At 44.3% G+C, this 15,987-nt stretch carries 11 protein-coding genes; 7 read left to right on the forward strand and 4 right to left on the reverse strand.

Translation table 11 applies throughout. The features are described from left to right. Positions 1-38 precede the first annotated feature (38 nt). The 7 genes from FDF36_RS18405 to FDF36_RS18435 all read left to right on the forward strand — a co-directional run bounded on the left by FDF36_RS18405 (position 39) and on the right by FDF36_RS18435 (position 9,847). Complete coding sequence (locus FDF36_RS18405; protein WP_032531561.1) at positions 39-1,391, forward strand: TolC family protein; 1,353 nt, start codon at positions 39-41, stop codon at positions 1,389-1,391. 28 nt (positions 1,392-1,419) lie between these two features. Next, positions 1,420-2,436 carry an efflux RND transporter periplasmic adaptor subunit gene (locus FDF36_RS18410; protein WP_220392318.1) on the forward strand — a complete coding sequence of 339 codons (1,017 nt, stop codon included), beginning with the start codon at positions 1,420-1,422 and terminating at the stop codon, positions 2,434-2,436. A gap of 97 nt (positions 2,437-2,533) precedes the next feature. Beyond that, entirely contained in the window at positions 2,534-5,692 is a 3,159-nt protein-coding gene (locus FDF36_RS18415) for an efflux RND transporter permease subunit (RefSeq protein WP_005782257.1), read from the forward strand. A gap of 18 nt (positions 5,693-5,710) precedes the next feature. Further along, positions 5,711-6,004, forward strand: coding sequence for a PG0541 family transporter-associated protein (locus FDF36_RS18420; RefSeq protein ID WP_005782259.1), 294 nt, complete (start codon positions 5,711-5,713; stop codon positions 6,002-6,004). Between the two features lie 112 nt (positions 6,005-6,116). Next, positions 6,117-7,490 carry an SGNH/GDSL hydrolase family protein gene (locus FDF36_RS18425; protein ID WP_032531560.1) on the forward strand — a complete coding sequence of 458 codons (1,374 nt, stop codon included), beginning with the start codon at positions 6,117-6,119 and terminating at the stop codon, positions 7,488-7,490. Then, positions 7,477-8,373, forward strand: a complete 897-nt coding sequence (locus tag FDF36_RS18430) for an SGNH/GDSL hydrolase family protein (protein WP_220392326.1) — start codon at positions 7,477-7,479, stop codon at positions 8,371-8,373. The genes FDF36_RS18425 and FDF36_RS18430 overlap by 14 nt, the downstream gene beginning before the upstream one ends. Next, positions 8,360-9,847, forward strand: coding sequence for an MBOAT family O-acyltransferase (locus FDF36_RS18435; RefSeq protein WP_005822100.1), 1,488 nt, complete (start codon positions 8,360-8,362; stop codon positions 9,845-9,847). Before FDF36_RS18430 ends, FDF36_RS18435 begins: the two co-directional genes overlap by 14 nt. Before the next feature lie 140 nt (positions 9,848-9,987). On the opposite strand, the gene FDF36_RS18440 is transcribed toward FDF36_RS18435, so the two are convergent. The 4 genes from FDF36_RS18440 to FDF36_RS18455 form a co-directional block, all read right to left on the reverse strand. Continuing rightward, a complete protein-coding gene (locus tag FDF36_RS18440) occupies positions 9,988-10,563 on the reverse strand; it encodes a DUF4369 domain-containing protein (RefSeq protein ID WP_220392319.1) in 576 nt (191 codons plus the stop codon). A 92-nt stretch (positions 10,564-10,655) separates the two neighbouring features. Beyond that, positions 10,656-11,618 carry a BT1926 family outer membrane beta-barrel protein gene (locus tag FDF36_RS18445; protein WP_220392320.1) on the reverse strand — a complete coding sequence of 321 codons (963 nt, stop codon included), beginning with the start codon at positions 11,616-11,618 and terminating at the stop codon, positions 10,656-10,658. Positions 11,619-11,641: 23 nt separating this feature from the next. Next, a complete protein-coding gene (locus tag FDF36_RS18450; RefSeq protein WP_220392321.1) occupies positions 11,642-14,122 on the reverse strand; it encodes a hypothetical protein in 2,481 nt (826 codons plus the stop codon). A 443-nt stretch (positions 14,123-14,565) separates the two neighbouring features. Continuing rightward, the gene (locus FDF36_RS18455) at positions 14,566-15,507 is read right to left on the reverse strand and encodes a tyrosine-type recombinase/integrase (protein ID WP_220392322.1); all 942 of its coding nucleotides are present in this window, start codon (positions 15,505-15,507) and stop codon (positions 14,566-14,568) included. Positions 15,508-15,987 lie beyond the last annotated feature (480 nt).

Consider the following 15,987-nt stretch of genomic DNA (forward strand, 5'->3'; position numbering starts at 1 on the left):
ACAAAGAAGTTCCCAGGATAAACAACTAAAATTATTGTATGAACAAAATGAAATGTTTCTTAAGCAAAAAGATGCTTTTAGCGGTGGCTGTACTGCTCTCGGTGGGTTATGTACAGGCACAGGAGGTTAAAGACACCTTGCAACTGACGCTTGACAAAGCACTGGAAATTGCGTTGAGTGAAAACCCCACAATGAAAGTGGCCGGCCAAGAGATTCAGCTGAAAAAAGAGGCTAAGAAGGAGGCATACGGAGGATTATTTCCGGAGATTTCGTTGACAGGTTCTTATTCGCGGACACTGAAAAAACAGACAATGGTGATGGACTTTGGCGGAGAGTCGCAGACCATCCAGGTAGGTTCGGACAACTCGTATAACGGAGGACTGAATGTGAGTCTGCCCGTTTTTGCTCCGGCACTTTACAAGAGTATTAATCTGACTAAATCGGATGTAGAACTGGCTGTTGAGAAGGCACGCTCGTCAAAACTCGATCTGGTGAATCAAGTGACCAAGGCGTATTATCAACTGCTATTGGCACAAGACAGCTACGAGGTGCTTCTGCAGAGCTATGCACAGGCAGAAGCTAACTATGAAGTGGTGAAAGCCAAATACGAGCAAGGTACGGTTAGCGAGTACGATAAGATTCGTGCCGATGTACAGGTGCGCAGCCTGAAACCTTCGGTTGTTTCCGCCCGTAACGGGGTGAATCTTGCCCGTTTGCAGTTGCAGGTGCTGATGGGGATGGATACCGATGTAGCTATTGCCGCTGACGGTAACCTGAAGGATTATGAAATGGTGATGTTCCGTCGCCAGATGGAAAGCAACCAGCTGAACCTGAACAATAACAGCGATTTGAAGCAATTGGATTTAAATGCCGATTTGTTGAAGAAGACGCTGGCTGTTCAGCGGACTAACTTTATGCCGACGCTGGCTGCATCTTTCAACTATTCGTATACATCACTGAATAATGACTTTAAGATGTCACACTATAAGTGGTTTCCATATTCTACTGTCGGTTTGAGTCTGAGTATTCCTTTGTTTAAGGCAAGTAACTTTACGAAGGTGAAGCAGACCAAGATTCAGATGCAGCAATTGACCGAGAACCGTACCAACGTACAGCGTCAGTTGACTATGCAGGCCACCAGCTATCTGGACAATATGGCCGCAAGCACTGAACAGGTGGTCAGCAATAAAGAAGGAATCGTACAAGCAGAAAAGGGACGTCTCATTGCCCAGAAACGTTATGAAGTGGGAAAAGGGACTATCCTTGAACTGAACGATTCGGAAGTGGCGCTCACACAGGCCCAGTTGACCTACAATCAGTCTATTTACGACTATCTGGTTGCAAAGGCTGATCTTGATCAGGTATTGGGAAGAGAAGAGGTAACAGAGTAACTAAACACACAACAATTAAAATTTGAATATGAAAAGATGTTTCCAATTAGTAGCCCTGCTCGCCGTTGTGCTATTGGGCTCGTGCACTGGAGGAAAAGACAAAGGTGCCGCTGAAAAAACAGAAGAAAAGCCAAAAGTAAAATTGGCTGATGTAACAGCGCGCCCGGTAGAACAGATACAGGAATACACGGCAACTGTAGAAGCTGAAGTGAAGAATAACATTGCGCCTTCATCACCGGTGCGTATTGATAAAATCTTTGTAGAGGTAGGCGATCATGTATCCAAAGGACAGAGACTGGTACAGATGGATGCTGCCAACCTGAAACAGACTAAACTGCAACTGGACAACCAGGAAGTGGAGTTCAAGCGTATTGACGAACTTTATAAAGTGGGTGGTGCTTCCAAATCGGAATGGGATGCTGCGAAGATGGCCTATGACGTAAAGAAAACGGCTTACCAGAATTTGCTGGAGAATACTTCTTTGCTGAGTCCTATCAGCGGTGTGGTGACTGCCCGCAATTACGATAGCGGTGATATGTACAGCGGAGGCAATCCGGTGCTGACTGTCGAGAAGATTACTCCGGTCAAACTTTTGATCAACGTATCAGAAATTTATTTTACCAAGGTGAAAAAAGGTGCTCCTGTCGATGTGAAACTGGATGTTTATGGCGATGAGGCTTTCGAAGGTAAAATCAGCCTGATTTATCCGACAATAGATCCGACTACCCGTACATTCCAGGTAGAGATTCAATTGCCTAATCAGAATCAAAAAGTACGTCCGGGAATGTTTGCCCGTGCCAGTCTGAACTTCGGTACGGAAGAGAACGTGGTGGTTCCCGATCTGGCGATTGTGAAACAAGCAGGTGCCGGTGACCGCTATGTGTATGTATACAAAGATGGAAAGGTGACATACAATAAGGTTGAACTGGGACGCCGCATGGGTGCTGAGTATGAGTTGAAGTCCGGTGTACCCAATAATTCTCAGGTAGTCATTGCCGGTCAAACCCGATTGATCAACGGCACTGAGGTAGAAGTAGAAAAATAATGAATCAATGTAACCGTATGCCGTGTGTTTCCTTATAACGTATGGGGCACCATTTACGGCATACCGGCACATTATCCACTTTTAATAATTAGGAAAAATGAGTTTATACGAAGGAGCGGTAAAAAAACCGATTATGACCTCCCTCTGCTTTCTTGCAGTGGTGATTTTTGGTCTCTTCTCTTTGTCCAAATTGCCTATCGACTTGTATCCGGATATCGATACGAATACGATCATGGTAATGACCGCCTATCCCGGAGCAAGTGCTTCGGATATAGAAAACAACGTGACTCGTCCGTTGGAGAATACGCTGAATGCTGTCAGCAACCTGAAGCATATCACTTCCCGTTCGTCCGAAAATATGTCTCTGATTACATTAGAGTTTGAATATGGTAACGATATCGATGTACTGACAAATGATGTACGCGACAAACTGGATATGGTCAGCTCTCAGCTGCCGGATGATGTGGAGAACCCCATCATCTTCAAGTTCAGTACCGACATGATTCCGATTGTACTGCTGTCGGTACAGGCTAATGAAAGCCAGTCGGCATTATATAAGATTCTGGACGACCGTGTTGTTAACCCGTTGGCACGTATCCCCGGTGTGGGTACGGTATCCATCAGTGGTGCGCCCCAACGTGAGATCCAGGTCTATTGTGACCCTAACAAACTGGAAGCCTATAATCTGACCATTGAAACAATCAGTTCGATTATTGGTGCCGAGAACAAAAATATCCCCGGTGGTAACTTCGATATCGGTAACGAGACTTATTCGCTGCGTGTTGAAGGAGAGTTTGACGATTCGCGCCAACTGGAAGATGTTGTAGTAGGTAGTTACAATGGGGCAAATATTTATTTGCGTGATGTGGCCCGGGTAGTCGATACGGTAGAAGAGCGCGCTCAGGAAACATATAATAATGGAGTGAAAGGTGCCATGATTGTCGTACAGAAGCAATCGGGAGCCAATTCCGTAGATATCTCCAAGAAAGTGGCCGAGGCCCTGCCTAAGTTGCAGAAGAATTTGCCGAGTGATGTGAAGCTGGGAGTGATTGTCGATACATCGGACAACATCCTCAACACCATCGACAGTTTGGCCGAGACCGTATTGTATGCCCTTTTATTCGTTGTCATCGTAGTGTTCCTTTTCCTGGGACGTTGGCGTGCGACATTGATTATATGTATCACTATTCCGCTTTCGCTGATTGCCTCGTTTATTTACCTGGCCGTCACCGGAAATACGATTAACATCATCTCACTTTCGTCCCTTTCTATTGCCATCGGTATGGTGGTGGACGATGCGATTGTGGTACTTGAAAATGTGACGACCCACATCGAACGTGGTTCCGATCCGAAACAGGCTGCGGTGCACGGAACCAATGAGGTGGCTATCTCCGTTATTGCTTCCACACTGACCATGATTGCGGTGTTCTTCCCGTTGACGATGGTAAGTGGTATGTCCGGAGTGATGTTTAAGCAGTTGGGATGGATGATGTGTGCCATCATGTTTATCTCTACTGTGGCTGCTTTGTCATTGACCCCGATGCTCTGTTCGCAGTTGTTGCGTTTACAGAAGAAGCAATCGAAGACCTTCAAGCTTCTTTTCGGCCCTATCGAGAAAGGACTGGATGCTTTGGATACAGGTTATGCCCATATGTTGAACTGGGCAGTTCGGCATCGTCCGATTGTTATCTTCGGTTGTATCGTGTTCTTTGTCGTCAGCCTGTTCTGTGCCAAGAGCATCGGTACTGAATTCTTCCCGGCGCAGGATAATGCCCGTATCGCAGTTCAGCTGGAGTTACCTATCGGAACACGCAAAGAGCTGGCACAAGAGATTTCGGAGAAACTGACTAACCAATGGCTGAACAAATATAAAGGTGTAATGACTGTATGTAACTATACGGTAGGACAGGCCGACTCAGACAATACCTGGGCCTCTATGCAGGATAACGGTTCGCACATTATATCGTTCAACATCAGTCTGGTCGATCCGGGTGATCGTGATATCAGCCTTGAACAAGTCTGTGACGAAATGCGTGAAGATCTGAAGAAATATCCGGAGTTCAGCAAAGCGCAGGTCATCCTGGGTGGTAGTAACACAGGTATGTCTGCTCAGGCAAGTGCCGACTTTGAGGTATATGGTTATAGTATGGAGGAAACCGATAGCGTAGCTGCACGTCTGAAACGTGAGTTGCTCAATGTGAAAGGTGTGTCGGAAGTCAACATCAGCCGTAGTGACTATCAGCCCGAATATCAGGTAGATTTCGATCGTGAGAAACTGGCTTTGCACGGATTGAATCTGGCAACCGCCGGTAATTATTTGCGTAACCGTATCAATGGTGCCATTGCCTCTAAATACCGTGAGGATGGAGACGAATATGACATTAAAGTGCGTTATGCGCCGGAACACCGTACAAGTATTGAAAGCATCGAGAATATCCTTATTTATAACAGTCGTGGAGAAGCCGTACGCGTAAAAGAGCTTGGAAAGGTTGTCGAACGTTTTGCGCCACCTACCATCGAGCGTAAAGACCGTGAACGTATTGTGACCGTATCGGCGGTTATCTCCGGCGAAGCATTGGGTAACGTGGTGAATGCGGGTAACGCCATTATCGATAAGATGGATATTCCGTCGGATGTAACAATTCAGGTAGCCGGTTCATACGAAGACCAGCAAGATTCGTTCCGTGACTTGGGTACACTTGCTATCCTTATTGTCGTACTGGTATTTATTGTAATGGCAGCGCAGTTCGAATCATTGACTTATCCGTTTATCATTATGTTCTCATTGCCGTTTGCTTTCAGTGGGGTATTGATGGCCCTTTTCTTCACAAAGAGCACACTGAGTGTGATGAGTTTGTTGGGGGCCATCATGTTGATCGGTATCGTTGTAAAGAATGGTATTGTGCTTATCGACTACATCACCCTTTGCCGTGAGCGTGGATTGGCAGTGCTTAACTCCGTTGTAACAGCCGGCAAGAGCCGTCTTCGCCCGGTATTGATGACCACTGCTACTACTGTCCTCGGTATGATTCCGATGGCAATCGGTGGTGGACAGGGTTCGGAGATGTGGAGTCCGATGGCGATTGCCGTAATTGGCGGTTTGACGGTTTCTACCATTCTGACCTTGATTCTCATCCCTACTTTATACTGTGTGTTTGCCGGTACAGGTATCAAGCATCAGCGTAAAGTGTTGAGACGCAAACGTGAGCTGGAAGCTTACTTTGAAGAGCATAAAGATGAAATGATTAAGAAATAATAAAGAAGAAATCAAGATATGAAATCAGTATTAATCACATTCGATCAGGCTTATTTCGAACGTATCATTGCTTTGCTGGACCGTTTGAGTTGCCGTGGTTTCACCTATTTGGAACGGGTGCAGGGACGTGGCTCGAAGACAGGCGATCCCCACTTCGGCAGCCATGCCTGGCCCAGTATGTGTTCGGCCATCATCACGGTGGTGGACGACAAGAAGGTTGACCCGTTGCTGGATGCATTGCATAAGATGGACATGCAGACAGAGCAGCTTGGCCTGAGAGCTTTTGTCACCAACGTGGAGCGGAGCATTTAACGCCTGCCGACAGATAACATCAGAGGAGAATCTCATTAATTTAATGTAGATTCTCCTCTCTTTTTATGGGTTTTATCTATCTTTGCAACTTCTTATTAAATTAAGAGCGTGCATGAAAAATTATTTGAAATATTCGTTGTGGCTGACATTGATTGTCTTGTTTGCATTGATCGGAATGCACTGGCTGCCGGCTATAACGATCGACGGACATACAATGAGACGGGTAGATTTGCTGAGTGATGTCCGTATGCCTGAACCTGATAAAGATGAAGCGGAAGCAGACAGCCTGCCTCCGGTCCCGGTAGTGAAACCTGCATTTGTAGATACGTGTCGCAGTGGGATGACCTGTATCGAAGATTATAGTGACTCTACGATGCGGGGAATGACTCCTTTTTATCGTGCCTTGGACGAGATTCAATCGAAAGGCCGGTTGGTGCGGATAGCGGTATTTGGCGATTCTTTTATTGAGGCAGATATTTTCACTGCCGATCTTCGTGAGATGTTGCAGAAACGTTTCGGTGGGTGTGGTGTCGGTTTTGTTACCATTACTTCGATGACCAGTGGATACCGTCCGACGGTACGTCATTCTTTTGGCGGATGGTCCAGTCATGCGGTGACCGATAGCGTTTATTTCGACAAAAAGAAGCAAGGAGTTTCCGGACACTACTTCGTTCCTCGTGAAGGGGCTTATGTCGAACTCCGGGGACAGAATAAATATGCTTCTCTGCTCGATACTTGCCAGACAGCTTCCATCTTTTTCTATAACAAAGGCGAAGTCAGCCTTTCCGTTCGTGTCAACCGTGGTGAGACTGATACACGGGAATTCCCTTCTACCGGAAGTTTGCAGCAGATGAAGGTAAACGGTCGCATCGGCTCGGTGCGCTGGGATATCAATCAGGCAGATTCTACTTTATTTTATGGATTGGCAATGGATGGTACACAAGGGATTATTGTCGACAATTTCTCGTTGCGCGGCAGTTCGGGACTTTCGCTTCGCAGCATTCCGTCAAAGATGTTGCAAGAGTTTAATGCCCAGCGTCCCTACGACTTGATTATTCTGGAATATGGTCTGAATGTTGCGACCGAGCGGGGACGGAACTACGATCCTTATAAGAAAGGCCTTCTTACGGCCATAAACCACTTGAAAGAGTGTTTTCCACAATCCGGTTTTTTGTTGCTGAGTGTGGGTGACCGCGATTATAAGACCGATACCGGCGAATTACGCACGATGCCCGGTGTGAAAAACCTGATTCGCTATCAGCAAAGCATAGCAGCGGAAAGCGGAATTGCTTTCTGGAACATGTTTGAGGCTATGGGAGGTGACGGAAGTATGGCAGGGTTGGTACATGCCAAGCCTTCTTTGGCTAATTATGATTATACACACATCAACTTCCGGGGTGGACGTCACCTGGCAGGACTACTATACGAAACATTGATTTATGGAAAAGAACAGTATGAAAGGAGAAAGGCCTATGAGGCTGAATAAACGGTTGGGGGTGTTACTCCTTTTGTTTTCCGGAATTTTTTCGGTTCAGGCACAAGATCTTTTGCCTGCCTGCCCGCGGATGGACAAGGGTACGAAAGCCTGCAAGCCGATGCGTGAACCGGGGGCGCTGGGAGATACTGTTTCTGTGAAAGTTACTTTTCCCATAGCCTTCAGAGGAGTGGGGAGAAATGAAATCATAGACAGCCTGGGAGTGTTGACTCCCATACTTGAGCGTTTACGGCTGGTGCAAAACGGAAGTTCGGAGGATACCGTACGTATTGTTCATATTGGTGACAGCCACATACGCGGACACATCTTTCCCCGTACTACCGGTGCCCGGCTGACAGAAACATTTGGAGCGGTGTCCTATACGGATATGGGAGTCAATGGAGCTACTTGCCTGACGTTTACTCATCCTGACCGTATTGCGGCTATTGCAGCCTTGAAACCCGAGCTGTTGGTTCTTTCGTTTGGAACGAATGAAAGTCATAACCGGAAGTACAATTCGAATGTGCATTACCGGCAGATGGAGGAACTGCTCGGATTGTTGCGCGACAGTTTGCCAAATGTACCTATCTTGCTGACTACTCCTCCGGGATCTTACGAGAGTTTCCGTCAACGTCGCCGGTGTCGTACTTATGCTGTCAATCCCCGTACGGTAACAGCAGTGAACACAATCCATGATTTTGCCCGCCGCCACAAGTTGGTGGTGTGGGATATGTACAATATCGTAGGCGGAAGCCTGCGTGCCTGCAAAAACTGGATAGATGCGGGACTGATGCGTCCGGATCATGTGCACTATCTTCCCGAAGGCTATACACTTCAGGGAGAATTATTATATGAAGCCATTATTAAAGCCTATAATGAGTATGTTTCCCATTGATATCGATTTTAGCCGCCTGTTGGAGGCCTTTAAATACAATCCGGATGCTCCGATGATATTCAGCAGTGGAATTTTCCTTTGGCTCTTCGCTGCGTTCATGGTAATCTATACACTGTTGCAGCACCGCAACACAGCGCGTATTTTATTTGTCGCTCTTTTCTCTTATTATTTTTATTATAAGAGTAGTGGTACTTATTTCTTCCTGCTCGCCATTGTCACCGTTACCGATTTTGTGATAGCCTGGCTGATGGATCGGACCGATGTCCGCTGGAAGCGTAAACTATGGGTAATACTTAGTGTATCGGTCAATTTAGGATTGCTCTGCTACTTCAAATACACTAATTTTCTTGGTGGTGTCATTGCTTCGCTGATGGGGGGAGAGTTCACCGCACTCGATATCTTTTTGCCTGTCGGCATCTCTTTCTTCACCTTCCAGTCGTTAAGTTATACTATCGATGTTTACCGGAGAGAGATCAAGCCCCTTACCAGTTTACTGGACTATGCCTTTTATGTTTCTTTCTTTCCTCAGTTGGTGGCAGGCCCTATCGTGCGGGCACGCGATTTTATTCCGCAAATTCGTAAACCATTGTATGTGTCACAAGAGATGTTCGGTAGAGGCATTTTCCTGATTGTCGCCGGATTGTTCAAAAAAGCGGTTATTTCCGATTATATCAGTGTCAACTTTGTGGAGCGTATTTTTGACAATCCTACGCTTTATTCGGGAGTTGAGAATCTGATGGGACTTTATGGTTATGCCTTGCAGATTTATTGTGATTTTTCAGGATACAGTGATATGGCAATCGGTATCGCCCTTTTGCTTGGTTTTCATTTCAATCTGAATTTTAATTCTCCGTATAAGTCAGCCTCGATCACCGAGTTCTGGAGGCGTTGGCACATTTCGTTGTCGAGTTGGTTGCGCGATTATCTTTATATCTCCTTGGGGGGTAACCGACATGGAAAGTTCCGTCAGTATCTCAATCTGATTATTACCATGTTTCTCGGTGGATTGTGGCACGGGGCTTCCTGGAATTTTGTATTGTGGGGCACTTTTCATGGTGTGGCACTTGCTCTACACAAAGCGTGGATGTCTATCGCCGGAAGGAAAAAAGGGGAGACCAGTCACGGCATTCGGCGGGTATTGGGTGTCATTATTACCTTCCACTTTGTTTGTTTCTGCTGGATTTTCTTCCGTAACGCCGATTTTCATAATTCAATGGATATGTTGAACCAGATTTTTACGGCTTTTCGTCCCCAGCTTTTTCCGCAACTGATTGAGGGATATTGGCGGGTATTTGCACTGATGGTAGTCGGGTTTCTGCTTCATTTTGCTCCGGATAGTTGGGAAAATGCTGTTTGTCGTGGAGTTATCAAACTCCCTTTCCTTGGCAAGGCCCTTGTGATGGTGGCTATGATCTATCTGGTTATCCAAATGAAGAGTAGTGAAATTCAGCCGTTCATCTACTTCCAGTTCTGATACATTCTGTACCGGTTGGGGCAAGGGAGAGAAAAAGAAACCGGAAACCTCCTCACGGAGCTTTCCGGTGCAACACTAAAAGTACCGGGCAGGCAGAGAACTAGGTAAAACTCCTGCCTGTGTGTTCCGGTATATTTTCCCTAACCGATGCCGAGTGTTTTTCGTGCTTCGGCCTGTTGCTTTTCGTTTAGTTTGTTTTGATAGGCTTTATATAAATACTTTCCTACAGGGCTGCTGGCGTGTTTCACAATCTGTTCCAACACAAATCCCGCAAAAGCTTCTTTAATTTCTTTTATCTCTTTCCCGGTGAAATCCCGGTCTTTGAACCGGTCGATGGCTACCAAGGTCTGCATCATCTCCTCGTTCAGTCCGGTGCCTTCCACCAGTACGATGTCTCCTACTTTTGTGTTGATCTCTCCCGGTTCCAGAACTATGGGTAGAGTGATGGGGAACCGGTCGCTGTCAGTTTCCTGAATAAAGAGTTCCCTCACTTCAGGAGCATTTATTTTTCCACTGAACACAAAGCGTCCTTCACTCACCGTAGTGCTGTCATATCTCACTGTGCCTTTGACAGCATCTTGCAGATAGATGGTTCTGCCTTCCAGTTTCTCGTTGGTCACTATTCCTCTGAGGTGGTAAGTCCCTTCTTGGGGTGCATGGTTGCAGGCTCCCATTATGAGGACTATCAACAAAATTCCTGTGAGTTCTCTTTTCATCTTCTTCTTATCTATCCTATGGTTTAGAAAAAATCACCCCATACATACCCGAAGGTAGAACGGGGTGATCTTTCGTAGTATTCTGGACTTATTTAAAATCTAAATCCTATTTTCAGGTTGGGCAGAGCAAACAAGTTGATGTTGTGATGTCCTACCTTATAGAGGGGTGTTCCTTTCGGGATAATCTGAATCATGTCGTAGCGATAAGCTACCGGTTGAACTTCAAATCCCAGGATCAGTCCTTTGCTGAGGCTGTATTCGATACCCGCAACGGCTGCTGCGCGTAAACCGAATATCTGTCCGGCTTTGCTGTTGGGGATATAAACCTCCAGGGGAGTACCTGTGACGTCTCCATCGTCTACGACCGGACTATTGTCCTGTCCGCTCGGATCTTGACTCGGTTGTAAATTGGTATCATCTCCATCTGTGTCCATATCTTTATCATTTACCATGACTCCGGTATACGGAAGTGTGGTTTCTATTCTTCCCATTTGCCAGCCCAGCAGGCCACCTACATACAGATTGATGCGTTCGTTTTTTGTGTTGAAGTAATAGTTTGAGCCAATATTAACCGACCAGTTGTTTTTGATTCTGCCTTCCATATATTGAAGAGCCGGAATCTGCATATCGGTAACCGTCTTGTCTCCCTCGATATAATCCTTTTTGGGGGTTACACCGATGTTCATGCTGAACATCAGATTAACATCCCAACGGTCTGTCAGGAAGTATTTTCCCTGTATACCGATGATATTGACCAAATTATTAGAATTCAAATCTCCCAGTTGAAGGTAAGTAGCCGGATCGGATGACTGGTGTCCGGATGTATTGCCTAATCCTACATTCGGAAAGCTATAGTTTTGTCCGTTCCAGTAGGTAGGCAACAGATAGTTCTCCGTATTGTTGTTGAACATCTGCGAACTACCCAGTATCATGGATACTTGCCACTGGCCTTTTTTAGGAGCAAACGACGCATCATCGCTGCTGCTGTATTGCTGCGCCATCACAGGCGCAACAGTACATACAGACAGAAGGATTATGCATAGTTTCTTTATCATATATATTCTTCTTTAATTTTTTATTATTCAGCTGCGTAAGCGTCCAAGAGTTTCTTCAGGGTTGCGTTCAAGCCGTCAACTGCTGCTTGCTTTTCGTCTACTGTTCTTTGAGCCTTTTCGATATCTTGTTTAAGCAGGTCAAGATACTGTTCATTGCCTTCGTTACTGGTATATCCGAATTTCTCAAACAAAGCAATTTTGTTGTCAATAGTTTCTACAGCGCTCTTGGCTTTGGTAATAATTTCTTCTTGATATTCAAGTAAATCTGTCAAAGTCTTAGTCTCTTCGCTTACCTTATAGGTATGGCTGTCGGCATCATAATACGTATAGTAGAAGTATCCATCTTCCATAGCTCTTCCAACAAGGGCAATTTCGGCTTCAATCTTGGAATACTCAGTTACGACATTACCCAAAAGTGGTTTTTGTTCGTTAGAAGTATAGTAGTCTTTGTAAGGGTTACCTTCAGAGAAAATATTGTTTTTACGTTCCGACTTATCGCCTTTAATCAGGTAGCAAGCCAATTCTGCCTGCCACAATGCGGCGTTTTCATCTTTGATCTGTGCTTCCAGTTTTTCTATGTTTTCGTTGATAGCTTCCACTTCTGCAAGTACAGGATCTGCTTCTGCCTTGATCTTGGCATACAAAGCCTGCCATTTGTCGAGGTTAGCCAGATAGTTAGATTCCTGGGCTAAATTGGAGTATTTAATGAATGAACCTGAATTTTCGTCGGGATCTTCAATCAACTGAGAAACATTTTTGGGCATATCATATTTATTTGCTGATACTTCTTTAGGTTCGATGCTCTTTTCAAGATTAAGCGTTGAACCACCGAACAGTGCTTGATTAGCCTCCAAGAAGGCAGAGAGTGTGCTACCTTCAGCTTTAGCATTGAATGATGTTGCAAGAGTTTCATTGCCGATTAATGAACTTATATCGTCACTTACTGCAGTTGCAATTGCTTCATTGAAAGTAGCCAGATTAGCGTCCGTTAAAGCGTCTTTATAAGTAGTAGCGAATTCTACGTTAAAACCGTCTACCGCTTTTCTCTTTCCAAGGTATCCCAATATGGAGGTACGCAGTGTGTTGGCTGTTTCCAACTTCTTGTCTTCAGCTTTTAAGCTGTTATAAGTTGTGATCTCTTTCTTAATCGCTTGATAAGTGTTGGCTCCTTTATAGTTATTATAAGCCTTCAGTGCTCCTACATAAGCAACGTATGCGTCGATCCATGTGATAGAATCAGCTTTGAACTGGGCGTAAGCCGGTTTCTTATCAATTTCTAAACGCTTAAGTTCATTTTCAAATTTAGTTTTGTATGCATCCAGTAATTTTCCGCTGGCATCGAACGCTTCGCTATTCTCTTCTTGATAATATGCCTTTATAGCATTGGCGATGGCTCCTATTTTAGTTGCTTTTTCATTGAGGCTAAGATCTTTAACCACTACATCTTTCTTCATGGTGTATTGGTATTTCAGTAGTTCTGCGTCCCAAGCATCCTCAACAAAGATTTTATCAAGATCTTCAACGAGTGCGTCTTCACCCTTTTCGACTGACAATGCGCTGTATAATCCGCTCACCAAAGCAGGATCTACATCTGCCTTAGCCAAAGTATAAGCAGAGGATTGGGCGTCCAGCTTTATCTTTTCTTCAATAATTTGTTGATTAATAGGGAAGATCGGTTTTCTCATTTCTTCGATTTTGGTATAGGCTTCGTCTTCTTTAGCGTCAAGAGCCTGCAAATCGGTTTTATAGCCTTTCAGCTTATCTGCGAGAACTTTGCTGTCTGTACCTGTTGCGTCCAGCGCTTTGTATTCTTCCAATAAATTTTGCTGGATTTCCAGTGTTTTAGTGGCGTGCGTTTTATCCAACTGCAATTCTTCCAGATAATATTTGTTTTGAGATAAGTAGTTAATCTCGGCAACTTCTGCTTTCATCAACTCTGATTTTGCATTCGCTAAATCAGCTAATGCACCATAGCTGGAATTTGTTGTAGTAGTTGTTTCTCCATTGGTGGTAGACTCGGATTTATATGTAAATCCAACTAATAAGTTCCGATACTTCCGGATTTCTTTGGTATACACATCATCCTTCATTGTCAGCAAAGCCACTTCGATTTCCATCAAGGCTTTTTTGTTGTTATACTCAGCTTGTGCGGTAAGTGTCTGTAGATTGAACATCTTTGCTTTGAACTCCTCAGTTCTTTTTTGAGCTTCAGCTTCCCAATAAGCTTTTTGTTCTGCTGTTTTAGCTTGTTCTGCTTCTAAACTGCATTTTTTCAGTTCCAAGTCAACCTGATCTTTTCCAAGCTTAACCTTTTCCCGCTCTACTTTGACCAGTTGGATTTCGGTCAATGCATTTTCATAGGCGGCCTTTGCCTTAATGAATTCCGCTTTCGCTCCGCGAAGTTGTTCGATTCCTGCCGGTTCATCGTTATCGATACATCCGGTGAATGTTGTAGTTGCCCCTCCCACTAAGAGCGCAGCTACGAGATAAGTCCATTTTCTCATACCTCTGTTTTTAAGTGTTAATAAAAAATGTTATGTAAGTAAATCAATGTTTTTCTTTTGCTAATTCCGGTTTGCCTCTATCTGTATAATACCTCTATCTACCGTTACTGTTACTTTATAGGTAACAGTAAATGAACCGTTTGGAACGTAAGAAGCGTCTTGTAGGGGAATTTAGGATTGGAAAAGTGAATCTTATATATAATAAGGTATAATAAAAGAGTGACTCTTTGCTCCCACAATAAGCAAGGAGGGGAAGAAGTATGCAATTCTCCGAGATAATTTCACAATAAACCGGAGTTTGTGGAAATCATGTTCTATCTATGAAGGAATTATTTTATCTTTGCCTTGAAAAAAATGCTTCTTAATTTGTTTTTTTGTGAAAAAAGGTATATGTTTGCAAAACACTTACAAAAGAGTTACCTATAAAGTAACAGAACTGTTAATCAGTAATTTACTTTGGTATATGCCTCTCTCGCATATTTAATTATGCTCATATTTGTTTCATCTAATTTCTTAATATTGAAAGGCTTCAAATAGGTCTCCGTCACTTTAATGGAGGAGTGTCCCATTGCTTCACTGATAATCCCCGGATGCACTTCCAAGTAATAGGCAAGTGTTGCCCATGTATGGCGTGCGGTGTACGAACTGATATTGCTGTTGAATCCAAGTAGATTCGCCAACTTTGCCAATTGATAATTGAATGTCCGTAATGCTTGCTGATATACTCTATAATTATCTTGACTTTTCTCGTTTTCTTCCAATATCGGAAATAGATAAGTAGCGTCCGGATTTGTATTCTTCCATTCGTCGATGATATCCATGGCTTCTTTCGGCACAGTGACGGTGAGTGGACTGCCTGTTTTGTGGCGGTGATATGTGAGCGTATTTCCATCTAAGTCAGTCTTTTGCAGATAAGCCAGATCTACAAACGGAAGACCTCGCAATAAGAACATCAATACGAACAATTGATGGGTACGTCGCAAGGTTTCAGTCTGTTTCCGGGTAGACTGTGTATTGAGCAATCGTCCCATGTCTTCTGGCTTCAGTGCTCGTTTGATGTCTGTTCGAGTGCCGGTGTATACCTTTTTGAAGAGTCTGGGCATGTATGGTGCCAACTTTCGGTCTACAGCCCGATTATAAACTGCCCTCAGGACTCGCATATAGGTCGATACTGTATTCCAACTATTCCCTCGGCTTCTCAAGAAGTACTCAAAGCACTTCAGTAGTTCCGGTTTTATCTGTCGGAAATAGATTTCTTCTTTTCCCAGAAAAGTAATAAATGCATTTTTACTCGCTTGATAAATGTGGGCTGTTCCCAGTGCATTGCCCGTTTTTAGGTTTTCGATCATGGTATCCATGAATCGGGTAAAGTTCTTCTCTTTCATACGTAAGTGTTGCTTGGTTCCTAGTTTTTCTTTGGAACAAGATAGGAATTTTTGTCGGATGAAGAAAATGGAGTAGGGGATATGTGGCGATATTATCCGGGAACTATCGTCGTTTTAAAGGTACCTTCCCCTGGTTCCCACTCCCTGCGGCATCTTTGAAAATCCGCTGCCTCTGTACTTGCTCTAATCGCAACTATCCCTTTCCGTCCGCCCCTTATCCCTTTTTCCAGGAAACCCCCTCTTATCTCTCTATTTCCTTCATTCTCAATTCTTTTCCCCCTTTTGTTTTTCCTCTTCCTATTACTTGATTTAACGCAGAGTTAAATCAAGCCTTTTGTTTTCAAATAACAAGCCTTTTCGAAGTAAAAGCTTTGTTCTTTCCGCCCTCGAAATAAATCTCTCCCCAACCGCATTAACAATGTTAACGCGTGCTTCCGTTCAATTTTTGTTTGATTCCTGTTTGATTTCCGTTCAACTCCC

Origin of the sequence: Bacteroides fragilis (genome assembly GCF_019583405.1) — a bacterium.
In the GTDB taxonomy this organism is placed as follows: Bacteria; Bacteroidota; Bacteroidia; order Bacteroidales; family Bacteroidaceae; genus Bacteroides; species Bacteroides fragilis_B.